The organism is Bifidobacterium sp. W8110 (assembly GCF_016101375.1).
In the GTDB taxonomy this organism is placed as follows: Bacteria; Actinomycetota; Actinomycetes; order Actinomycetales; family Bifidobacteriaceae; genus Bombiscardovia; species Bombiscardovia asteroides.
The window spans coordinates 40,064-63,721 of the sequence record NZ_JACFQO010000004.1; the positions used below are offsets into that span (position 1 = coordinate 40,064).

The 23,658-nt window shown below is 61.2% G+C and carries 19 protein-coding genes and 1 tRNA gene; 6 read left to right on the forward strand and 14 right to left on the reverse strand.

All coding sequences use genetic code 11. The features are described from left to right. Positions 1 to 44: 44 nt before the first annotated feature. A complete protein-coding gene (locus tag H3T88_RS07055) occupies positions 45 to 1,163 on the reverse strand; it encodes an ROK family protein (RefSeq protein WP_198204087.1) in 1,119 nt (372 codons plus the stop codon). 297 nt (positions 1,164 to 1,460) lie between these two features. On the opposite strand from H3T88_RS07055, the gene H3T88_RS07060 reads away from it, so the two are divergent. The 4 genes from H3T88_RS07060 to nagA are packed head-to-tail and all read left to right on the forward strand — an operon-like array spanning position 1,461 to position 5,984. Beyond that, entirely contained in the window at positions 1,461 to 2,765 is a 1,305-nt protein-coding gene (locus tag H3T88_RS07060; protein WP_198204088.1) for an AGE family epimerase/isomerase, read from the forward strand. Between the two features lie 5 nt (positions 2,766 to 2,770). Then, positions 2,771 to 3,877, forward strand: coding sequence for an ROK family protein (locus tag H3T88_RS07065; RefSeq protein WP_198204089.1), 1,107 nt, complete (start codon positions 2,771 to 2,773; stop codon positions 3,875 to 3,877). Then, positions 3,874 to 4,662 (forward strand): glucosamine-6-phosphate deaminase, encoded by a 789-nt coding sequence (nagB, locus tag H3T88_RS07070; RefSeq protein ID WP_198204090.1) that lies wholly within the window; start codon positions 3,874 to 3,876, stop codon positions 4,660 to 4,662. Before H3T88_RS07065 ends, nagB begins: the two co-directional genes overlap by 4 nt. A gap of 14 nt (positions 4,663 to 4,676) precedes the next feature. Next, entirely contained in the window at positions 4,677 to 5,984 is a 1,308-nt protein-coding gene (gene nagA, locus H3T88_RS07075) for an N-acetylglucosamine-6-phosphate deacetylase (RefSeq protein ID WP_198204091.1), read from the forward strand. Positions 5,985 to 6,004: 20 nt separating this feature from the next. Here the strand turns inward: nagA and H3T88_RS07080 are convergent, their stop codons facing one another. The 10 genes from H3T88_RS07080 to H3T88_RS07125 all read right to left on the reverse strand — a co-directional run bounded on the left by H3T88_RS07080 (position 6,005) and on the right by H3T88_RS07125 (position 19,494). Continuing rightward, on the reverse strand, positions 6,005 to 6,847 hold the full coding sequence (locus tag H3T88_RS07080) for an ABC transporter ATP-binding protein (RefSeq protein WP_198204092.1): 843 nt from the start codon (positions 6,845 to 6,847) through the stop codon (positions 6,005 to 6,007). Between the two features lie 132 nt (positions 6,848 to 6,979). Then, positions 6,980 to 8,812, reverse strand: coding sequence for a hypothetical protein (locus tag H3T88_RS07085; protein WP_198204093.1), 1,833 nt, complete (start codon positions 8,810 to 8,812; stop codon positions 6,980 to 6,982). Positions 8,813 to 9,061: 249 nt separating this feature from the next. Then, complete coding sequence (locus tag H3T88_RS07090) at positions 9,062 to 10,237, reverse strand: sensor histidine kinase (RefSeq protein ID WP_198204094.1); 1,176 nt, start codon at positions 10,235 to 10,237, stop codon at positions 9,062 to 9,064. Next, positions 10,234 to 10,893, reverse strand: coding sequence for a response regulator (locus H3T88_RS07095; protein ID WP_198204095.1), 660 nt, complete (start codon positions 10,891 to 10,893; stop codon positions 10,234 to 10,236). The genes H3T88_RS07090 and H3T88_RS07095 overlap by 4 nt, the downstream gene beginning before the upstream one ends. Positions 10,894 to 10,940: 47 nt before the next feature. Next, positions 10,941 to 11,876, reverse strand: a complete 936-nt coding sequence (gene htpX / locus H3T88_RS07100) for a zinc metalloprotease HtpX (RefSeq protein WP_046322188.1) — start codon at positions 11,874 to 11,876, stop codon at positions 10,941 to 10,943. Positions 11,877 to 11,957: 81 nt separating this feature from the next. Further along, entirely contained in the window at positions 11,958 to 12,551 is a 594-nt protein-coding gene (locus H3T88_RS07105; RefSeq protein ID WP_198204096.1) for a DUF4411 family protein, read from the reverse strand. Then, positions 12,548 to 13,729, reverse strand: coding sequence for an ImmA/IrrE family metallo-endopeptidase (locus H3T88_RS07110; RefSeq protein WP_198204097.1), 1,182 nt, complete (start codon positions 13,727 to 13,729; stop codon positions 12,548 to 12,550). Before H3T88_RS07110 ends, H3T88_RS07105 begins: the two co-directional genes overlap by 4 nt. A 163-nt stretch (positions 13,730 to 13,892) precedes the next feature. After that, entirely contained in the window at positions 13,893 to 15,359 is a 1,467-nt protein-coding gene (locus tag H3T88_RS07115; RefSeq protein ID WP_198204153.1) for an FAD-dependent oxidoreductase, read from the reverse strand. A 118-nt stretch (positions 15,360 to 15,477) separates the two neighbouring features. Next, positions 15,478 to 17,445, reverse strand: a complete 1,968-nt coding sequence (locus H3T88_RS07120) for a heavy metal translocating P-type ATPase (RefSeq protein ID WP_198204098.1) — start codon at positions 17,443 to 17,445, stop codon at positions 15,478 to 15,480. A gap of 171 nt (positions 17,446 to 17,616) precedes the next feature. Further along, complete coding sequence (locus H3T88_RS07125) at positions 17,617 to 19,494, reverse strand: S1C family serine protease (RefSeq protein ID WP_198204099.1); 1,878 nt, start codon at positions 19,492 to 19,494, stop codon at positions 17,617 to 17,619. 232 nt (positions 19,495 to 19,726) lie between these two features. Between H3T88_RS07125 and tgt the strand changes: the two genes are divergently transcribed. Continuing rightward, positions 19,727 to 21,025: a tRNA guanosine(34) transglycosylase Tgt gene (gene tgt / locus H3T88_RS07130; protein ID WP_015021142.1), complete on the forward strand. Its 1,299-nt coding sequence runs from the start codon at positions 19,727 to 19,729 to the stop codon at positions 21,023 to 21,025. A 56-nt stretch (positions 21,026 to 21,081) separates the two neighbouring features. Next, a tRNA-Leu gene (locus H3T88_RS07135) sits at positions 21,082 to 21,164 on the forward strand. Positions 21,165 to 21,233: 69 nt separating this feature from the next. On the opposite strand, the gene H3T88_RS07140 is transcribed toward H3T88_RS07135, so the two are convergent. The 3 genes from H3T88_RS07140 to H3T88_RS07150 form a co-directional block, all read right to left on the reverse strand. Further along, entirely contained in the window at positions 21,234 to 21,872 is a 639-nt protein-coding gene (locus tag H3T88_RS07140; RefSeq protein ID WP_015021141.1) for an RpiB/LacA/LacB family sugar-phosphate isomerase, read from the reverse strand. A gap of 59 nt (positions 21,873 to 21,931) precedes the next feature. After that, on the reverse strand, positions 21,932 to 22,741 hold the full coding sequence (locus H3T88_RS07145) for a gluconate 5-dehydrogenase (protein ID WP_015021140.1): 810 nt from the start codon (positions 22,739 to 22,741) through the stop codon (positions 21,932 to 21,934). Between the two features lie 80 nt (positions 22,742 to 22,821). Continuing rightward, on the reverse strand, positions 22,822 to 23,658 hold the full coding sequence (locus H3T88_RS07150) for a sugar phosphate isomerase/epimerase family protein (protein WP_015021139.1): 837 nt from the start codon (positions 23,656 to 23,658) through the stop codon (positions 22,822 to 22,824).

Here is a 23,658-nt window from a genome sequence, read left to right on the forward strand (position 1 = left end):
CACCAATTCCAGTCGCAGTTGCGTGACAGGCCTTCAATCCACTTTCAGATAGTGCCATCAGGCTCGATCAGGTCGGCCACCACTGTGGAGCAGGCCCCGAGCAAGGCGGCATCCTCGCCCAAGGCCGAGCGGTCAACCACCAGGGGGCGTCGGAAATCAGCAGCCAGAGCTTCGTTCATGGTCTTCTCCATGGCGCTCAGGAAGATGCGGTTGACCACTCTGGAGTCGCCTAGGACAGCTACTCGAGGGATGTCCATAAGGCCTGCGGGAATAGTCAGAACGCGGCCCAGCAGTTCACCAGCTCGGCGCAAAATGCTGGCCAGATTGTCAGGGTCCCGATCTATTGCAGCAGTCAGCTTGGGAACGGTAATCAGCGATTCCAGGCAGCCGCGTTTGCCGCAGCGGCACTGAGGACCGGTGGGGTCCACCACCACATGGCCGATCTCGCCGGCCGCGCGATTGCAACCGGTCACCAGCTCGCCGGAAACCAGCAACCCTGCCCCAACCCCGTCGCCCAGATGGACCAGAAGCAGGTCGGACTGGCCCGAGCCAAACTGCTGCTCAGCCAGGACCTCATTGTTGGCATCGTTGTTGACAGTCACCTCCAGGCCTGTCTTCTCATGCAGATAGCCACGCAGGTCGGTCTGAACCCAGCCCAGGTTGGTGGCATCATCCACCACACCTTCAGCGCTGACAATGCCGGGACTGGATACGCCGATACCCATGATGGGGTGGGCTGCACGCTGCATCAAAGAATCGGCCAGCTCCCCCACCAAATCCAGGGGGACCTTGCCGTCAGCGGTCAGCGGGATCTCCTCACGCGCCGCCACCTGCCCGGTCAGGTTGAGCACCGCCCCCCTGAAGACGTAGGGCGTGGAAAGGTCCAGAGCCAGGATGCTGCGCCCATCGGGATTGATGCGCAGCAGCCGTCCCCGCTTGCCCGGCCCAGTGGATTTGCTATAACCCACTTCCATGAGCAGATGCTCGCCCAGCAGCTCGGCCACGATGTCTGATATGGCGACCCTGGTCAGCCCTGATGCGCGGGCCAGATCAGCCCTGGTCATACTGACATCGGGGTAGAGCAGCCTGAGCAGAATGGCTCGGTTGTGGTGCCGCACCGACTTGGGCAGCGCCTTGGACAGGTTACCGGTATTGCTGGTCATGATTCGCCTGACGATAGATAATGCGGGAACGGGGACCCGCCATGGGGATTGGGCCTTGAACCCCGTGATCATGCCCATCCATGCTTGCTACTTATATTGTAAACTTCCTTGCTCGGGCAGGTCCATACCTCGTCATTGCGGCACCAAAGCGGTTCGTTTTCAGGACTGCCCACTAGCATCGTGAGCAAGAAAACGGGTACAGCCAGTAAAAAGTTCAGTTTCCTAACAATTACGTGTTAGGCTGTAAACAGATACCAGAAACAGCTGCATCCCCCGCTGAGCAAAGGAGCGATCGCCATGACCACGACACCGAACCATTCGGGAGTCTCACCGTCCGCCATAAATCCCCGATACCTGCTGGGCAACGAGGCCAACCGCATCTTCATGGCCTCGCAGACCTATGGCTTCCTGGACTTCGGACGAGGGTTCCCTACCGAGCAGGGCGGTGCCGGCTGGCTCAATGATGACGGCAGCATCGACCCGGACCAGGGAATCCAGACCTGGATCACCTGCAGGATGACCCACGTCTACGCCATCGGCAGCCTCCTGGGCTACCCGGGGGCATCAGAGCTGGTTCATCGTGGCGTCCAGGCCCTTCAAGGCAACCTGCACGACGACGAACATGGCGGCTGGTATCCCTCGGTCTCCTGGCAGGGCCAGCCCGAGAGCGGCAAGTCCTGCTACACCCACGCCTTCGTAGTCCTAGCCGCTTCCTCGTCCATGCTGGCGGGCGACCCCGATGGGCAGGACCTGCTGGACCAGGCACTGGAGATCTTCAACCGCTACTTCTGGGATGACGAGAAGGGCATGGCCGTCGATACCTGGGACAGCGGCTTCACGCAGCTGGACCCCTACCGGGGGCTCAACGCCAACATGCACAGCACCGAGGCCTTCCTGGCCGTGGCCGATGCCACCGGCAAGGAAGACTACCGCGAGCGCGCCGGCCGCATCATCGACCAGGTCATCAGGTGGGCCGAGAACAACCAGTGGCGCATCCCCGAGCATTTCAACAGCGACTGGCAGGCCGACCTGAACTACAACCAGGACAACAAGGCAGACCAGTTCAAACCCTATGGAGCTACGCCGGGCCACGGAATCGAATGGGCCAGGCTGATCACCCAGTACGCCCTGGGCAGGTTCGATCAGGAGGCCGACCGTCGCCGCTATATCGAGGCAGCCGAGCACCTGTTCGCCAGGGCAGTGGAGGATGGCTGGGCCGTCGACGGGGCCGAGGGCCTGGTCTACACCACGGACTGGCAGGGCCGCCCGGTGGTCCACGACCGCATGCACTGGACCCTGGCCGAAGCCCTGAACACTTCGTCCACCCTCTACGCAGCCACCGGCAAGACTACCTACGCTGACTGGTACGCCACCTTCTGCAGCTACGTAGACCACTACCTAATTGACCACCAGGGCGGGTCCTGGTGGCATCAGCTGGATGCCGACAACCACGTGATCGGCACGGTCTGGCCCGGCAAGTCCGACCTCTACCATGCCTTCCAGTCCACCCTGATCCCCTACAACGACCCGGCGGTCTCCGTCGCCACGGCCGTCAAGAAGGCCTGTGGACAGGGACGGACGGACCAGGATCAGGCCCACTGAAATCCATGGCAGCATCGACCCCGCATCCCGAGGCGGATACAGATAGCGTCCAGGCTGGCCCGATCAGCCTAGGAATCGACATTGGCGGTACCAAGATCGAAGGCGTGGCCATGGATGGCGACAAGCACCTACTGGCCAGCTTTCGAAACCCCACGCGCAAGGGAAACCAAGCGGTTTATGACGACACGGTGACGCTTATCCGCCACCTGCTGGATCAGTTGGGCCCGAACCAGGGTACGGCCACCGTGGGCCTAGGCATCCCGGGACGTGTGGATGCCAACCGGGGAATAGTGGATGACGCGGTCAACCTGGGCATCCGTCACATGGCTCTGGGCCCTGCCGTCGCCAGGGCGACCGGCCTACCTGTCCGCGTCGAGAACGATGTCAACATCGCTGCACTGGGAGCCGCATCGCAGGCCGATGACACACTGGTGGCCCCTGGAACCACACCCCACTCCGAGGCTGCCCGGGACCAGTCCCGAAGCCCCGCATCAGAGCCTGGACGTGATGGGCCCAGGGCCCTTCCCGACCAAGACGACCACGTAGTGGCCTTCATCAACCTAGGCACCGGTCTGGCAGCGGGCATCATTCGAGAGGGTCGGATCGAACACGGAGCCAGCGGGGCAATCGGCGAAATTGGCCACATCTCAGTGGATGACCATCGGTTTCCCTGCAAGTGCGGCCAGTGTGGCTGCCTGGAGACCGTGGCCTCAGGTTCGGCAGCGGAAGCCCTTTGGCCGGGAATCGCCCACCCCATGCCTGACCTGATTGCCCAGGCAAGCCAAGGGAACCAGCACGCCCAGGAAGTCCAGGACATCATCGGCCATGGCATTGCCCTGGCCGTACAGATTGTGGCCCTGACCCTCGATCCCGCAGTCATCATCCTGGGCGGCGGCATGAGCAAAATCGGCCAGCCGCTGCTGGATCTGGTCACCGAACATCTGAATAGAAGTGCAGCCTGCAGCCACTTCATCGCCTCGCTGAGTCTGCCAGACCGGCTGCGTCTGGCCCCAGCAGACCTGCCCATCGCAGCCATCGGCGCAGCCTTGGCAGGACGCATGGCCGCCGACAGTCGCCCATCTGACTTTATTGGAAAGGAAATCGCATCATGACCGAAATCATCATCGTCAAGTCCCAGGAGGAAGCCGGCAAAATCTATGCCCGCTACACAGCCGACCTGATCCGGCGCAAGCCTGACTGCGTGCTGGGTCTGGCCACGGGGTCCAGTCCCCTGGCGGCATACCAAGCGCTTGCCGATCTGGTCCGCAAGGAGAAGATCGACGTCTCCCAGGTGCGCGGCTTCGCCTTGGACGAGTACGCGGGGCTGGATCCTGCCCACCCCCAGTCCTACCGTTCCACCATCGACCGAACCGTTGTCAAGCCTCTGGGCCTGGATCCTGCCAAGGTGAGGGTGCCCAATGGAAACCTGGACACCATCAAGGACGCTGGCCGCGTGTACGACCAGGCAATCGAGGATGCCGGCGGCGTCGACCTGCAGATCCTAGGCATCGGCACCGACGGACACATCGGCTTCAACGAGCCCGGATCCTCCCTGGCCTCGGGCACCCGCATCAAGACCCTTACCGAACAGACCCGCATCGACAACGCACGCTTCTTCGACAATGACATGGACCAGGTACCCACCCACTGCATCACCCAGGGAATCGGAACCATCCTCAAGGCACGCCAGCTGGTCCTCCTGGCCTTCGGTGCCGGGAAGGCAGAAGCCGTGGCCGAGAGCGTAGAGGGCGGCATATCATCCTTCTGCCCGGCCTCCGCCCTCCAGATGCATCCCCACGCCACCGTAATCGTGGACGAGGCCGCCGCATCCCGCCTGCGCAACCGCGACTACTACAAGTGGGCATATACCAACAAGCCTGACTGGCAGTCCATCTAGAAGGCAAACCAAACATGTCCAAGGAAGCATACGAGTCGGCGGGGCTCGCGGTCGAGTCAGCCCTCCACGGACCGGCCCATCCCCTTGTCCTGACCGGCGCAAGACTGATAGATGCCCGAGGCATCAGGGAAAACAGCTGGATTTTGGCCCTGGACGGCAGGATTGAGCAGGTCGGGCAAGGTAGAGAGAGCCTGGAATCCGCCCTGAGGGCCGCCGGCCTACCCAGCCTGCCACCCTCCTCCCAGTCTGGACCTGATACCCAGGACGTGAATGCGGACGGTGTGGAGTTCATCGACGCAGCCGGCTTCATCCTCACCCCCGGGTTCATCGACATCCACTCCCACGGCGGCTGGGTTCACTCCTTCGATGACGGGGACGAGGCCATTCGCACAGCCAGGGCCTGCCATATGGTCCATGGAACCACCAGACAGGTGCTCAGCCTGATCACCAATCCGGTCGACACGATGTGCACCAACCTGCGCTCGGTCAGGCGGGTCATGGACTCCAGACCCGACGTGCTGGGCGCCCACTTGGAAGGGCCCTTCATCGCACTCTCCCGTAAGGGCGCGCACGATCCCAAGTGCCTGCGCGATCCTGAGCCAGCGGTTCTCGACAGTCTCCTGGAGGCTGCCGACGGTTGCATACGCCAGGTGACCCTGGCCCCCGAGCGCGACCATGGCTACGAGGCCATATCCCGCCTGGCCGAGTCCGGTGTGGTGCCTGCGGTTGGCCATTGCGATGCCGACTATGACCAGACCCGCCGCGCATTCGATGCCGGCGCCCGTATACTCACTCATGTTTTCAACGCCATGAACGGCATCCACCACCGTCAGCCGGGCCCCATTCCAGCCGCCGTGGAGGACCGCCGGGTTACGGCCGAGCTGATCAACGACGGTTTCCATGTGCAGGACCCCTGCGTCGACCTGGCCTTCAGGCTCTTCCCCCATCGGATAGCCCTGGTCACCGACGCCATGGAGGCCACCGGCTGCGAGGACGGCGCCTACAAGCTGGGTTCCCTGGATGTAACAGTGAAGGGCGGCCACGCCCGTCTGACCTCCAACGGGGCCATCGCCGGCTCAACCCTGACCCTGGATGTGGCAGTCGGCAGAGCTATCCAGGCCATCGGCCTGCCAGCCCCCCAGGCCGTGGAAGCCGCCACGCTGACACCTGCCCGGGCCCTGGGACTGGACCGCTCCAACCCGATCACCGGTGCTCCGCTGGGTCTGCTGGCACCCGGCTATGCGGCCGACCTCCTCCTCCTGAACCCGGCTGACTGGTCCATCAAAACCGTGGTCTGTAACGGGCACAGGATTCAGCTTTGAATCGACCTCAGCGGCTCCTCCTACTCCGACCCGGACAGAAGGAGCCGCTCTATATCCTCTGGATCCATATGGGGATAGGAACCGCAAATCCTCCCATCCTGCATATACAGAATTCTGTCGGCCCTGGAAGCCACCCTGGCATCATGAGTAACCAGAAGGCTGGCCTTGAGTCCCGCACTCATGGCTGCTTGGATGGCATCAAGGGTGTCCTCACGGGCTCTGGGATCCAGATTGCCGGTGGGCTCATCCGCGAAGAGAACCTGCGCATCCATGATCATGGCCCGAGCGATGGCCACCCGCTGCTGTTGACCTCCTGACAGCTCACCCACCTTTCGCCTCATTACACCGGTCGGCAGGTCCACACAGGCCAGAGCCCGACGTACAGCACCATCATCGGTGGCTGAACCATTCAAGGACCGCGGCAGGATGATATTCTCGGCGACCGTCAAAGAATCGACCAGCATGTAATCCTGAAAAATGAAGGCGAATTCGGTCCTGCGAAGCCTTGCCCGGCGAAAATCCGGCTGCCGAGCAATATCCCGATGCTCATACCAGATCTGACCTCGCAAGGGGGTCAGGATGCCGGCAAGCAGCTTGAGCACAGTGGACTTCCCGCATCCCGAGGGTCCAATCAGGGCCGTAATACAGCCATCTTGCAGTTCTATATTGACTGGCCCGATTTGAGGTGCCGGCCCATTCCTGTCATACGACTTTCCCAGCAGACGATGCCTGCGTCGTCCATTTTCCGAGTAGTCGTAGCAAACGGACCTGGCCCGCAAGACCGTACCGCCACCATCCGGGCCCACACCCTGGGCAGTTACCTGAGATTTTCTTGCATCCCATCCATCATGTCCTGTTTCCATACATCCCTCCTTCTCACGCCCAGCCTTCTTACACGCAATTTTCAAAACATCCGCTCACAACCGCCGAATGTAAGACTCCGTCTCATTTCATGGCGCTCTCACTTATTTCCAGTCCGCCACAGGCTGCTTTGCTCATCCCTGACAGACCAGACGAACATAGGAAATCATGTGGGCGACCAGGGCCACCAGCCCCATCGCCAGGACCACCGCCAGAAGCAGACCCAGCTGCCCAGCGGGACAGTAAAAGGAGATACCTCCATAGAGTTCGACTGACTGCGGGTGAGAGCAGAGGTTGACAGCCAGGAGCGAACCGGCGCAGGCCAGCAGGAAGGCCGGCAAGACTTCGCTCAGGTACCTTAACGTCCCACTGCATCCGTACCGCCAGACTCCCAAATCAAGAAGGACGGCCACGGCCCTGGTCCTACGCCTCTCCTCAACCATGGTGAAGATCAGCGACAGGACGCCCACGGCACATATGACCAAGACCGGGTAGACGATGACGGCCATTTCCTTCATCCCCTCCCCTCCGGTCTGTGCATAGATCTTGCCAGTCGGCAGATTCGCCACCCATGCTTCAGCCGTCTGGTCAACAACCCCTGTCGGCACCTCCCGGCCACCCACCTGTGACGAAACCAGAGCCAGGGGAGTGCGCCCGCCCCAACGTTCATATCCGGTCTTCCATGCATTTCGGGAGGTAGAAGTAGATAGATGCGAGGGGATGAAGTACTGACCCATTCCACCCGGCAGGTCAGCTATAGCCGCAATCCGACTCCGTCGAGCTGGTCCGTTCCCATCATCAATACAGACCGGCGCGCCGAGGGACAGACCCGCACCCACCTCCGGACTGGAAGCCACCACCCCATCGAGCCCGTCCAATCCTGTACTATCCCGCGCAGGATGCAGGGCTGCCGACGGAAAAATCCGACTCAGATCGCCATCTATTTGAAGGCGTGAGGCACCACGATAGCAGGAGGCGGCCCGGCGTATTTGCCGGTCGCATCCCGCACCGTCCTTTGCCATAGGCACTACGGTGGCAGGAGCCAGAATAAGAGGATCGGTATCGCGCGACCGAACATAGGCAGCCCAATGATCCAGGGCCCCTCGGTCACTGCCGACCGGGCTGATCACAGACCCTCCTGCCAGAGCCGTGGTCAGAGAGGCGCGCGCATTGGCATCGCTGTATCCCAAGAAGCCGAAAAGTCCGCAGGCAACTGCAGTGGCGACGACCACCATCGTGAAGAGCGAGGCCGCCCTAGTGGTCTCCTGATTGCGCAAAGCCAAGGTGACCACAGGACCTTTTGGGTAACCCGCCATGATGACCCCCGCTGCTCGGTTCAATAGGGGTCTGCCCACTCTTATCAAGGCCCATGCCAAGAGAGGAATCAAAAAGATGCCCATACCGCCGGCGGCCGCTCCAGTCCCCTTTAGGTAGATCATCATGCAAGTCGCAAGGACCACCAGGAGCATGGCAGCAGTAGACAGGGCGCGGTGCCGTCTCCCGGAAGAGCGGGGCATGGACTGCAAATCGGGCCGAGCTCGGATGACCCTCACTGCAGCCAATATGGCGCCCAGACATTGGCACAAAACGGAAAGCAGGACCGTCATAAGAATGGAGGAGAGGTTTGGCAGGATGCCATGCTCCGGCAAAAGCATGTCCAGCCGTGCCATGGCAGGCCTTGCCAGAGGCTTCATCAGCTCGCCCAGAGCCACGCCAATGAGGCCTGAGAAGGCAGCCATGAGACCTTGGACGGCCAGTATCGAGCCCAGGAGCCGACAGGGGGAGGCGCCCAGCAGACGGATGCGCATGAGCCTGTCCCATTGAGCAGTGAAGGCATGGTCGCTGATGGTCTTGGAAACGGAAGCTGAAGACGTCAGAAAGATGGCTACCATGACTACCGGAGTGGTCGAATCGGCACCCTCTCCTCCCCGGACCATAGCCTCAAGAACCAGGAGAATCAAGGCCATGGGACAGGCTCCAGCCAGGATGTTCAGGATTTGCAGGCCGCGGTTTCCCCTCCACAAGGAATTCACCAGGCGGATGTACCCGATCCTAATACTCCGCCCCTCAGCCCCTTCCGTTCCGGGTCCTTTCCTTTCACCGCCTATTGCTGCCCATTGCATAGGGCCAAGCTATATCGACGGATAGTGGAGATGCTACCGACAGATGTCACCATCAGGAGGACAAATGTCACTGCGTCCGCTGCACCGCAGAAGTTACCTGCAAGAATCCGCGGTCAATGGAAGGGAGAGTATTACCCGGGTACCTCGGGAAGACTCCGCTGTCTCTGCCGGTCCTACCTGCAAGAAGCCGCCCAAGTCCTTTACCCTCTGCTCAAGGGAGGACAGGCCGAAGCCCGGCACAAACCGACCAGACCCTTTGCTAGGACCCACCCCGTCGTCCGTCACACACAGGCGAAGGGTTCTCGGTGCCAGATCAATAACAATCGAGGCGGAGGAGGCATGGGCGTGACGGACCACGTTGGTCAAAGTCTCCTGCAAGGCCCGGTAGATAAGGACCTTATTCTGCGATGACAGGCCCTCCAGGCTCCCATTCACCGTAGCGGTCACATGCAGACCTGTGGATTCAAAAGAGTCTGCCAGACCGACAATCGACTCCTTGGTCAGCTCCCCGCCAAAGGCAGCCGGGTTCAAAGCCCTGGCCTGCTGACGTACCTGAGCCAGTGCCTTCTTATCGATGTCTTCGGCCTTGATCACATGGGTGAGGGCCCGGTCGATGGATGAACCCTTGTGCAGGGTCCTTTGCGCCGCCTCAAGCTCCATGTGCATGGCCGATAGGTACTGACCAATCGAATCATGCATCTGCGAGGCCATCTCTGCCCGCTCCTTAGCTAGGGCCAGGCTCTCTATTGTGAGCGACTGCCTGGCGAGCTGCCGGTTCTTTTCAATGAGCAGACGGCTGGCCCGTGCGTAAAAGAGGAAAGCCACCGCGAAGAAGACGATCAGAGCCAGGTTCAGGACCGTATCGCCCCAGGAGTCCCGTCGCCATTCTCCCCTCCATGCCATATGCAGAATGTAGACCCCTATTTCCCCTCCTACTGCGACCCAGGTCCAGATCTCCGGAAAAGCGAAGAGAACATCCACGGTCACGATGGTGGTGAGAAACATCTGCGGCGGATTGTCGAAGAGAGTGGCTGCCAGACAAACCGCGATGAGAAGGCCCCCACAAATGAGGGCAGGAATACGTCGCCGAATCAGCCTATAACCCAGCCAGGCCGACACCATGACCGTCTGGAAGAGGAAGAAGTTGAGAGGATTGCCATATTTTGACCACAGGAAGGAGCAGCAGAACGAAGCGACCTCCACCAGGCCCACGTATGGGAGGGACCCTGGTTTCCGCTCCTGAGACGACTCAGTTTCTGACGGGCTCATGACCGCCTTGAGGTCATGGCCAACTCGGTGCGATTGCGCACGCCGGTTTTGTCGAAAATGCTACTGACGCGGTTTCTGACCGTGCCCAGGGATAGGCAGAGATGATCGGCAATCTCCCTGTTGGTTAAACCAGCCACAATCATGTCGATGATCTGACGGTCAGTCCGATCGAAGTCGTCGGCTACGTCGACTCCTCCCGCTGCTTTGACAGGCTGCGACGGTTCGCCTTCCCTGCGGATGAGGTCCATCAGCCTACCCGACTCTGCAGTCCCGAGGACGCGTTCACCCCTATAGACCCTATGCACGGTGCCGATAATCTCCTCTGCATCGGCGTCTTTGAGCAGGTGCCCATATGCTCCAGCCTTGATGCTTCCCACAAGGTTCTCATCCTCGTCGAATGCCGTCAGTGCGATGCATCGGGCTTTCAGTCCTCTCTTACGCAAGATGTCGATGAGGCGAATCCCGTCAATGTCAGGCATACGGCAGTCAACCAGGGCCACATCGACATCTCTCAGGCGAGGGTGCTCCAGAAGCTCCCGGGCACTGGCTGCATCCGCGACAATGTTGATATCGTCCTCATCAGCCAGTATCGAGACCAGTCCTGCTCTGACCAGCTCCTGATCGTCGACGATGGCCAGATTGATGGTCTCCGTCATCCCAGGCATCATCTCCTATCGACAGGGACGCAAAACTGCTCGACCTCTCAGTACCCCACCTGGGCTCCATGCCCGGAATTCACCTGGGTCTGCCCCATCTCCTGACTCATCTGCATCAGGCGGGCGATGCGCTCATCGGTGGGCGGATGAGTGGAGAAGAGCCTGCTGAATCCTTTGACCGAGAAGGGGTTCTCGATCATCATGGCGGCGGCGCTCTGGGTGCCGGCGGTCTGCGGCATAGGCGCAGCCTGAGACCCATAGGATATTTTGTTCAGCGCCGACGCCAGAGCCGCCGGATCCCCAGTCAGCCGGCTGCCGTCCTCGTCGGCGTCATACTCACGGGTGCGCGAAATGGCCATCTGGATCAGGGAAGCACCCAGAGGGGCCAGAATCGAGCTGATCAGCACGCCCAGGAGGCCGAAGACGCCGGAATCACTATCCCTGTCCCGGCTGTCACCGCCGAAATACATGAGGGAGTAACCCAGGTAGGTGATGACCGTGGCCATGGCCGAAGCCACGGCAGAGGTCAGGATGTCATGGTTGTAGACATGCATAAGCTCGTGGCCCAGCACCCCGCGAATCTCACGCTCGTTGAGGATGCGCAGGATCCCCTGGGTGCAGCAGACGGCGGCATGGCGCTCGTTGCGGCCTGTAGCGAAAGCGTTGGGCGAGTCAGTGGGGGCAATGTAGATGCGGGGCATGGGCTTGCCGGCTCTCCCCGACAGTTCTCGGACGATCCGGTAGAGGTCGGGGGCCTCCTGCTCGCTGACCGGCCGGGCATGCATGGAGGCAATCGCCACCTTGTCGGAGAACCAGTAGGACCCGAAAGTGGTGGCCAGGCCTATAAGGATATAGATGCCCAGCGTCCCCTGGCGACCGCCGGTCAGCCACCAGATGAGCATGATAACGGCCCACATGAGGGCGAACAAAAGCGTCGTTTTCAGGCCGTTGAAATGTCCGTGAACCTTCAGCTTGCCATTCATGGATTCCATGGTAGGCAGTGCCGCTGAATTTTTGCTGAACGACCGCTGAAAAGATGAGGCTGGCGATGTCCCCGCTCCATTTCAGAACAATACGATTGGATCTCCGCTCTTCTTGTCACGAGGCTTGGGAACATATTGGGCCTTCTTCAACCTCCCGTTGGCATCGAAGAATCGCCGAAGATTCATGGTCTTCACCCCAAACTGGTCTGCGATGTTGGGAATCTTGGGCTCTTTCTTCATGTGCTGCCCCTGTTGCAGCGGAACTCGGGCCTCATCCGTCACAATGACCGCCCCTTCGACCTTGGCCACGGCAATCAGCCAGGGATCCGCCTTGCCCTCTGACTCCCAGTATTGGCGCGAGCCTTCCGTATACTGCCCGCAGGTGACCAGATAATCCTGGATTTTCGCATATACCTGCGCATACCTGTCGTCCTTGTGGCTTATTTGGCGGCCTTTGAACACTGCACGCACCCAAAGATCCAACATATCGGGATCGGCAGCCTGCTCGTTGACCAGCTCGTCGTAGACGACATCCACCATGGCAATCACCCTGTCCTCAGTCAGCTTTTCCATCCATCGCCAGAAGGGGTGGAACTCCTTGTAGTCGAAAGGATGGTTGAGCCGGTAGGAGGCGATGAAGACGTTGGAATCGGGCAGGTAGAGAGTAGGGGTCATATCAGCTTCTTTTCACGAATCAAACCCTGATAAGACTGCGGAGAACGCACCCCCACCAGGTCGAAGCCCTCGGTCGGGGCCAATCTGCCCCCGTCCATGGCGGCATTGACCAGGCGGACGAAACCGGTGTCGACCCTGGATGCGTTGGTCCTGTTGCCATTGCCATGGGGTTCCCGATCCTGATGGCGAGTTGCCTTGTCCTGAAGATGCCGATTCATTCGTGCCTGCAGTTCCTCAAGCGTATCCTCGCCAGTCAAGCCGAACTGATGGGCTTGTATGCCCATAGCCAAGGCACTCAGGTGGAAGTCATCAGCTATGGACTCGGCGGCATCGGCAGGCTTTTGTCCCTCTTCCAACTGCTCTCGCCACACCTGCCGGAAGCGCTCATCGTCGATCACGGCCTTTACCACTGCCCGGTTTATAGCGCGCTCCATGACCTTGCGATCCCCTTGGCCGCCAATGCCGTCGAAGAGCTCCTGAGTGCCCAGCAATACGTGCCCCACCTCGTGAATCAAGGTGAAAATCATGCCGTCAAAGGAATCGTTTCTGTTGATGAACACCAGCGGAGCCATATCGTCGATCAGCACGAACCCGCGGAATTCCTGAAGATCCAGCTTTCGAGAACTCATGGAGCCCACCTGGGAGTTGAGCATGATCATAATGCCCGCATTAGAGGCCCGTTCCTTGATCTGACGGAAGCGGTCGCTGGAATTGCCGCCCTCCCAGGCAGAGCGCCCATCCAGTCCAAGGGTGGAGCGAAGCGCATCAGCCAGGGCGTCGTCCTGCTCTGCATCCCCTACCGACCCGACCAGCGGGTTGGCGTCCAAACCGGATTCCAGCAATTCATCCCTGGCCCATTCCTGTCTGAATCGCATCTGGTCGATAGTGTCCTGCAGATTTTTGCTGGGCTGCACAGACGTATTGCCTACGGTACGGTACCGGACCAGGGGCTCAAGGCGGTGCCGGGGCACGACCGACCTGACCAAGGCGCCGAAAGGCACATGCAGGGCCCTGCTGAGCTGCTCAACCTTGTTGAAGGATACGGACACGGGTTCCTTGGATTCCAGCCAATCCGGCAACTGGCCAAGCCCCCTGCGCCGGGACAGGGCCACTGGATCGGCATCGCTCTCCTCGACGGCCCACTGGAGGGTGGCCGGGTAGAGAGTCAGGTTAGCCATGTCACGCTCCTTCGATTCCGTGAGGGCTCCTAGTAACAATGATACTTGCGCCAGGCCTATCCGTCCGCTGCGAGCGCCCAGTAGTCCAGATTAAAAACAGGGCCTGGGTGAGGATTCATGAACCTCATCCAGGCTCTGCAACTGCCGACCTAAGAGCAATCGCCTACTCGCCGTGGGCCAACTGGCGGAGCTGGTCGGGGTCGATGACCTTGATGTGCTCACGGCCGACCTTGGCGCCCTCGGCACGCTCATAGGCATCCACCCGCTTCCAGCCGGCGAAGTCGATGGGCTGGATGCCCTTCTCCGCCAGGAAGCGGTCAATCGAATCGTCGTCACGGTCCCTGGCGAAGCGGCCATGGTCCGGGCTGGCGGCCAGGTCATCCAACATGTTGCCGATGGTCTCCAGGGCATCGGACTTGGTGGACCCGATCAGGCCCACGGGTCCCCGCTTGGCCCAGCCCGTGGCGTAGAGCCGGTCGATAGGTCGACCATCCTGCCCTTCGGGAGCAGTAGTCACGCGACCGTGGACGTTGGAAAGAGTGTAGCCGGAGAAGTCGTAAGGAATGCCGGGAACCTCGGCAGGCTTGTAGCCGATGGCATGGTAGACAGCCTGTACCGGATACTCCTCGTACTGGCTGGTCTCCTCCATGGTGCCCTCGGGCGTGACCTTGGTCTTCTCCACGCGAATGCCGGTGACCTTACCATCCTGGCCGATGATTGCGGCAGGCATCCGGTAGAAGTGCATATAGAAACGGCGGTCGGCGGGATTGCCTTCGAAGTCGACGCCACCGTCTTCAGCCATGTCCTCGGCCATCTCCCTGATGGTGAAGAGCTCCTCCAGCATCTGCCGGGTCAGCTTGTCGGCGCCGGCCCGATCGATGGTCTCCTGATCCAGATCGAAGTCCTCCTCGTCGATGACGATTTGCACCCCGGGCAGCTTCTCCAGCTCACGCAGCTCCTGGACCGAGAACTTGGCCTGGGCCGGCCCGCGACGGATGAACATGTGCAGTTCGCGGGCCTGGTTGCCTTGAATCCCCTTGTAGACATTGTCGGGGATGTCCGTGCCCAGCAGGTCGTCGGCCCTGCGCATCAGGATTCTGGAGACATCCATGGCCACGTTCCCGCCTCCGATGACTGCCACCTGCTTGGCATCCAGAGGCCAGTCCTGGTCAGCGTCGGGATAGCCGTCATACCATTCAACGAAGTGGGCGGCTCCATGAACACCATCAAGTTCGTGCCCGGCGATCTCCAGAGGGCGGTCGTCCACGGCGCCGGTGGCGAAGAGCACCACATCGTAACGTTGAAGCAGGTCACCCAGGTTGATGTCCCTGCCGAACTCCACATCCGCATAGAGATGGATCTCTGGGTTGTCCAGGGTCTTCTCCAAGGCACCAGCTATGTATTTGATGCTGGGATGGTCCGGGGCCACGCCGTAACGGACCAGGCCGAAAGGAACAGGCAGCTTCTCGAATAGATCGATTCGGGCCCTGTCGCCCAGACCCAGGTCTGCGCCCTTCTCCCGAAGTTGCCGCAGCAGGATGTCAGAGGCGTAGACCCCTGCAGGCCCCGCGCCTATGACGGCCACGCGCAGGGGGGAGTCGGCTTCCTCGCCGCGGGCCGGTGCGGGCATGGTGGAATCGTTGACATTATTATCGCTCATGCTTGTCAGCCTAACGCAAAGCGACTGCCGGGAACAGAGCAAATTGGGCTCCATCCCCGGGACTTTCACCAAGCGTCGCGAAAAGGCCTCAGTCCCGGTCTATCAGCGCAGTCAGGGCCCAGAGGATTGAAACCACGTCGATGGCCTCTTGCGTAAAGGCGCCGACAACCACCGGAATCAGATCGAAGGCGGCACAGAGCATGCCCACCGTGGCCAGGGTCAGCCCCAGCATGACCGCCTGGAGCATGACCCGCTTGGTCCTGCGTGCAATGGTGATTGACCTGGGCAGGCAGGCGATGTCGTCATTCATGATCACGGCCTGGGCGGACTCGGAGGCGGCCGTGGTGGTTCCGTCGGTGATGGCCATGCCCACGTCGGCCGCGGCCAGGACCGGGGCATCGTTGACCCCGTCCCCCACCATCAGGGTGATGGATTTGGTTACTGACTCACCAAGGAATTTGGACAGCCAGATGTCCCAGATGGGCTGCCGGTTGGGCTCCTCCTTGGAGGCCTTGGCAATCAGATCGGCCTTGTCCTCCGGGAAAAGACCGGCATGCACGTCGGTGATGCCCACCTGGTCGGCGATGATCCGGGCCGAGGCCTCCTTGTCACCGGTGACCATGGAGAGACGGGTGATGCCCAACTCCCGCAGCTGGGTAATGGTCCGGGCGGCATCCGACCTGGGCACGTCCTTCATGACTACCCTGGCGGCCAAGACCCCGTCAATGGAGACGTAGGAGGCCATCTCGTCAGGCGCCAGGGGGCCGAAGAAATCACTTGAATGCCCGTCTGCCACGAACTGGGCCCTGCCCACCTTGACCTGGTGGCCGTCGACCTGGCCCTGTACCCCGTTGCCGGAGTCCTCCTGAACCTCCCGCGCATGCAGATGGGCCTCTCCCTTGCCCTGTGCCCGCAGTCGCTCCTGTGCGGCGGCCCCGGCCTCGGCTATTCCATTGGCCAGGATGTGGACCGAGTAGGACTCCACAGCACCCGCCATGGCCAGAATCCGGTCCGTATCCACCTTCTGCTTCCCGCCGTCTGGCAGGTCAATCTTGGACACCTGGGGACGTTTTACGGTCAACGTGCCGGTTTTGTCGAAAAAGATGTGCGAGACCCGGCCCAGATTCTCGATCACATCCTGGGTCTTGATCAGCAGCCCCGCCTTGGCCAGCCTTCCCGTCCCGGCCATGTAGGCCACAGGGGCGGCAATCAGCAGAGGGCAGGGGGTTGCCAGGACCAAAACCTGGGCGAACCGGGTCGGCACGCCGGAGATGATCCAGGCCACGCAGGCGATGATGAAGGCCACCACGGTGAAGGGAACCGCCATCAGGTCGGCTGTTCTGACGACTGCAGCCCGGGAGTTCTGGGCGGAGCGCACCAGGCTGAGGATTCGCTGGTACTGGGAGTCCCGCGCCAGCTGCCGGGCCCGCATCAGGAAGGTGCCCGAACCGTTGACCGCTCCGGACATGACCTGGGCGTCCTGGTAGAGTCTGCGGGGCATGGGCTCGCCGTTGATGGTGGACATGTCCAGGGTGGCGGTCGGGCTGATCAGCTCACCATCAACGGGCACGGTCTCGCCGGGCTTGACCACCAGGAGGTCGTTCAGACGGACCTTATCGACATCCACCGTGCTCCAGTCGCTCTCCTTGGGAAGGGCATGCTCCCCCTCTGGCAACTCTGCCTGGACCACATGGGCCACCTGGGGTGCAGCCTGGACCAGCACGGTCAGGTTGTTCTGCGCCTTGTTCCCTGCGTACTGCTCGATGGCGTCGCCTGAGTAAAGCATGAGGACCACGGCCCAACTGGCCCAGTACTGCTGCACAGCGAGGGTGGAGAGGATGGCGACCACGGCCAGGATGTCCACGCCCACGTGGCCCTGGCGCACGTCATCGATCATCCCCTTGAGGGTATCCACCAACGAGACGGCCACCAGGACGGCGACCAGCCATTGGGCAGCCTGGCGATAGGGGTGCCAGAGCAGGCCCATGACCAGCCCGCAGACCAGCACCACCCAAAGCATGGGGACCTTCTTGGCGAAACCCAGGATTCTTGACATGACCACTTCCCCGCTCCGGACTTGTCGACCTGACAGCCGTAGCCGGATCACGGCTCTCTTCTGCTCTTGACATTTCAAGCCTATACCGCGCAGGGGTCAGCGATGGACGGCGGTATGACAAGGGGCCGCACCTGTCATCTGACGGATGCGGCCCCTGGGTTCAGTCCCGGATCACTGCCCGAAGAAGAAGCGGAAGGGATCCATGGAGTCATCGTCGTCGCCCGAACCGCCCTGGCCAGAGTCACCGTCCTGACCACTGCCGTCCGAGTTCCTCCTGTTGGTTCTGGGCTTGCCCTGGACGGTCTGCTCCTCGCTGTCCAGTGTGGCGCTCAATTCGGCGGTCTTGCCGTCGCGCACCACGGTGATCTTGACCGAATCGCCGAAGGCGGCAGCCCGGACGAAGCCCAGCAGGGAGTAGTTGTTGTTGACCGCATGGCCGTTGAAAGCCACGATGGTGTCGCCCGTCTTGATGCCCGCCTTGTCGGCCGGTGAGCCGGAGACCACCTTGGTGACCTTGGCCCCGCCTCGGGTTACCCCATCGGCCTGGGCCGTGCTGCTCTGGATGGTGACACCCAAGGAGACATGCTTGGCCTTGCCGTCCTTGATGATTTCATCGGCAATCCGCTTGACCAGGTTGGACGGGATGGCGAACCCGATGCCTATGGATCCCGCCTCGGACTTGGAGGAGGCCATGGATGCGATGGAGGAGTTGATCCCGATGACCTCGCCAGCCGCGTTGAAGGTTGGACCGCCCGAGTTGCCGGGGTTGATTGCCGCATCCAGCTGAACCGCGTTGGTCACAATGGGGTTGTTGTTGCTCTCGTCCATGACCGAGACCGGGCGGTTCAGAGCCGAGACGATGCCGGTGGTGGCCGTGTTCTCGTAGCCCAAGGGATTGCCAATGGCCATGACATTCTCGCCCACAGCCAGCTTTTCGGAGTCGGCGAACTTCACAGGCTTCAGGTCGGAGGGCGCATGATCCAGGCTGAGGATGGCCAGATCGGCCGTGGTGTCGGTGCCGACCACCTTGGCCGTGTACATCTGCCCGTTGGAGAGGGTGACGTGAATCTCCTGGGCGCCATCGACTACGTGGTTGTTGGTGACCACATGGCCCTGGGTATCGAAGACCGCGCCCGATCCGGCCCCCACCCCGCTCTTGGTCTGCACCTGGATGGAGACCACGGACTCGGAGACCTGCTTGCTGATGGTCTGCCAGTCAGGAGCCTGCCCGCCCTGGACCTTGGCTGTGCCCTGGCCCGAGGAGTTGGAGGAGACCCCGCTGAGCGAGGAGGACGATGGCAGGGTGATCCATCCGTTGGACAGTGCCGCCCAACCCAGGCCCAACATGAGGGCAGCAGCCACTAGTGCAGCCACCACGGCGGTGAAGACGTACTTGCCCGTGCCGCTCATGTTGCTGCCGGCGTTGTTGACTGGACCAGGCCGGCCATTGGGGCCACCGGAGCCGAAGGGCACGAACGGTCCCTGACCGGAGGGCTGGCCACCCTGAGGGTTCTGGCCGGCATTCTGACGGGGCTGGCCACCCTGACCGAACTGGCCAGGCTGCCCGTATTGTCCGAAGAAACCCTGCTGAGGACTGGAACCATACCCCTGGTTATTGGGCTGCTGGTTCGGCTGCTGCTGACCCTGATCGTTGGCAGGCAGACGCGAGCCTGCTGGCGCGTAAGCTCCATACTCGGGCGCAGGCCGGTAGAAAGGCTGCTGCTGCGTCGGCGCATCCTGCCCCGTGGTCGAGCCACTGGAAGCGAAGGCTGAAGTCCCGGTGCCGCTATCGTCATTCGACCCGTTTTCCGTAGTCGTAGGCCGGGCATCACCACCAGGCATGGCGATGGGGGTGGTGGGCCTCTGGTCCCAGGCCTGGGTCTGCTGGTCCCCTTCTTCTGTCGCAGGGACTTGAGCAGAATCAGTCTGGTCCGTGGAAGCTCCCGTCTCCTGCTCTTGATCGGCGGCCCCGCGCTCGATGTGGCTTGGCTGCCAGGACTGATCGTCATCGCCGCCCCTCCAAGGGTCGGCCTTGTGCTCTTCAGCCATTTCTGCTCCTTTGGATCGATGCCGCTGCCTGCTATTCGGTCACGCTTGTCAATCTACCCCGTCGCCCGCGGTTTTTGCTGTTTCCGGCTGACAGGCGAAGCGGGTCCTCGCATGCATTGCTTCCAAGTCTAGAGCCGAAATGCTGAATGTTGTCTGAACATTGGATGAAAGTCACATCGACTGTACGCAGGGCGGCAGCGGGACGGTTGGAAGTCTTGGATACAGTGGAGCCATGAGCCTGATCACCAACCCACTGGGAACCGCGCCGGGCCGACCCGGCGACCGCGCTGCATTCTCTTTCGAGACCCTGAACCGCCTCCCTGACAGCGCCGAAGGCCTGGGACACGATGGCCGCCGCTACGGCCGCACCGGCATCATCCACACCCCTCACGGAGACATCCACACCCCCGCGTTCATCCCCGTGGCCACCCAGGCGGCCATGAAGGCCGTCCTGCCCGAGCAGATGCGGGAGCTGGGTGCCCAGGTCCTCCTGGCCAACGCCTTCCACCTGTTTGAACGTCCCGGTCCCGACATTCTGGACCAAGCAGGCGGCCTGGCCCGGTTCATGAACTGGGACGGCCCCACCTATACCGACTCGGGCGGCTTCCAGGTCCTCTCGCTGGGGGCTGGATTCAAGAAGACCCTGGCCATGGACGTGACCGGCATGAAATCGGACCAGGTGATTGCTGAAGGCAAGGAGCGCCTGGCCTTCGTGGACGAGGACGGAGTCACCTTCAAGTCTCCGCTCAACGGTGACCGTCACCGCTTCTCGGCCGAAATCTCCATGGGCATCCAGCACCGCATCGGCGCCGACATCATGTTCTCCTTCGACGAGCTGACCACACTGATGAACACCCGCACCTACCAGGAACAGTCAGTGGAGCGCACCTTCCGTTGGGCCAAACGCTGCGTGGAGGAGCACCAGAGGCTGACCCAGGCACGGACCGGCAAGCCCTACCAGGCCCTGTTCGGCGTGGTACAGGGGGCCAACTATGAGGACCTGCGCAGACGCGCCGCCCGCCAGATCGCCTCCCTGGACTTCGACGGCGTGGGCATCGGAGGCGCCATAGAGAAACGGCTGCTGGGACAGACCTGCGCCTGGATCTGCGACGAAATGCCCGAATCCCGGCCCAGGCACGTGCTGGGCATCGCCGCCGTGGACGACATCTTTGCAGGCGTGGAGAACGGCGGGGACACCTTCGACTGCGTATCCCCGGCCCGCTGCGGCCGCAACGGGGCCGTCTTCACCCGTGACGGCCGCTGGAACATCAAGCGCGCCCAGTTCAAGACCGATTTCAGACCCATCGAAGAGGACTGCGACTGCTACACCTGCACCCACTACTCCCGGGCCTACATCGACCATCTCCTTCGCGCCCATGAGCTCAACGGCTACACGCTGGCCACCATCCACAACGAACGCTTCTTTGTGAGGCTGCTGGACGAAATCCGCCAGTCCATCGACGGCGGCTACTTTGACGAGTACAAGAAGGAGACCCTGGCCCGGTTCTACGCTCACGGATCCAAGGGCTGAACCAACACGCCCTTATTGCGCCGCGCAGACAACCGTGCTAACCTTTTCAGTTGTCTGCGAACGTGGCGGAATGGTAGACGCGCTGTCTTCAGGTGGCAGTGAGCTGATGCTCGTGAGGGTTCAACTCCCTCCGTTCGCACTTGTAGATATAAATGAGGCGCCGGAATCCCGGCGCCTCATTTATATTTTCTGACCTGTCTTTAGCCGTTCAGGCCAGCAGGGCAGCGATGCGGTCTTTGATTGGCCCATCCTGGGCGTTGGCCATGAAGTATTCCGCAAAGTGTTCGCCTGCTATGGTTTCCTTGACGAAATCAGGATCCAGCCTATCCAGCACTTCGGTGAGAGGACGATAGACTTGAGCCTTCACCTTCTGCAGGATACCGGCATTGCAACGCTCCGGCACAGCCCGCTCCTTGGGATAGCCGCCTCCCATGGGCTCTGCGAAGAGCCGCTCGAAGATCAGCTCCAGATTGAGCTCACCGCCCCAGCCAAAACCCTTGGCGAAGGGAATCGACAGGGCGTTGCCTCCGTTGATCTGGCTGAACAGATAGGCGTCAGTGGGCTCCTCCGCCAGACCGCAGACAATCCCGGGGAAGCTGTTCAGGGCGGTCATGGCCCCTTGACCTGTGCCGCAGCCGGTGATCACGAAGTCGACTGCCCCAGCGTTGAGCAGAATGGATGCCAATAGCCCATTCTGCACATAGGTCAGCTGGCTCTCTCCCTGCTTGCCGTACATGCCGTAGTTGAAAGTCTGATATCCCTTGCTGTCGCAGACCTTCTTCAAGGTCTCAAAAATAATCTGATTCTTGGCGGCCTGAGAATTTTCGTTGATTAATGCCACTTTCATGATCGTGCATTCTCCTTTGCTGATAGATTGTCAATATAGTGGGATTCTGGCACCGCAGTTCACTCCGGCTGCTTGCCGATATAAGCCAGGATGCCCCCATCCACATACAGCACCTGACCGTTGACGAAGTCGGATGCCGGGGAAGCCAGGAAGACTGCAGGCCCTTGTAGGTCTGCGGTCGAACCCCAGCGGGCAGCCGGGGTCTTGGAGATGATGAACCGATCGAATGGGTGCCGGGATCCATCAGGCTGGCGCTCGCGCAGGGGAGCCGTCTGTGGTGTGGCGATGTAGCCTGGGCCAATGGCATTGCACTGGATGTTGGCGTGCCCATACTCGGCGCAGATGTTTCGGGTCAGCATCTTCAAACCGCCCTTGGCCGCCGCATAGGCGGATACTGTTTCCCTTCCGAGCTCGCTCATCATGGAGCAGATGTTGATGATCTTCCCTGCGCCCTTGGCGATCATGCCCGGCAGCACAGCTTTGGAGACGATGAAGGGGCCATTCAGATCCACGTCCACCACCTTGCGGAAATCGGCGGCGCTCATGTCAAGCATGGGAATGCGCTTGATGACGCCTGCGTTATTGACCAGGATGTCTACGGTACCCACCTCCTTGCCGATGCGCTCCACCATGGCCGCCACAGCCTGCTCATCCGTGACATCGCAGACGTAGCCATGCACCGGAATCCCGGCTTCCCGATAAGCGGCCAATCCACGATCCACCGATTTGGGATTGGAGGCGTTGAAGACGATGGTGGCGCCTGCCTCATGCAAGGCCGAAGCAATGGCGAATCCAATGCCGTAGACGGCCCCGGTGACCAGCGCTACCTTACCTTTAAGTGAAAACTGGTCCATGGAAAACCCTGTCATGATAACCTCCTTACGAATTGGTCGGGATCCAAGGAACCCAACCGTTTTCCTCTGCTCCGCGGACGCGAATATACGTCAATTCAATAATTGGCATATCTCTCCACTACGCGGGCGATGGCCGGCCCCTTGGTCTCCTCGAAGACCACAGCCGACATGGGCCTATAGGCCTTGACAAGATCCAGAACGGCGGGAACGTCCATGATCCCCTCGCCATTGTCGCAGGGTTGGACCTGTTCCTTGCCGGGTACGATTCGATAGTCCCGTACATGAACGGCCAGGATCCTGTCAGCAAAGGCATCAAACCCGGCCCGGGCCAAGTCCATCTGTTCCCCGGCATTGCCGGCAAAAATCAGGGAAGTCGGATCGAAGACCACGCCCAGGTAGGGCGAATCGATCTCATCCAGCAGCCGCCGAGTGCGCGCCACCGAACAGATGGGATGGTTGATGCCCGGCTCGATGCCGACCATGGTCCCCATACGCTCCCCGTAGGCCACAAGCCGTGATATGGATGCGCGGGCCTGCCGGTAGGCTTCCTCAGTGAAGTTGGCCTCGGTGCGACTTGTAGGCTCGGGAAGAACCGAACCTGTCTCGCTGGCCACCATCGGCGCGCCGAAGCAGCGCGCGAAGCGCAGATGCGCCTCGAATTGCCGCAGCAAGGCCTCCCGACGCACCGGGTCGGGATGGATCATGTTGATATAACACCCCAGTACAGCCACATCGACCCCGTGCGCCCCCAACTGACGACGACAGGTCTGACCAATGCCGGGATTGATTCGGTCCACCGAAGCCAGATCGGGGAACTGCCGAGCCAGAGACAGCTGGACCGCATGGACCCCATACCCCTCCAGTCGGGCGCCCAGGGATTCGAAGTCATCGACCCCGGGAACGTCATGCCCCCTCACTGCAACGGTAATCAT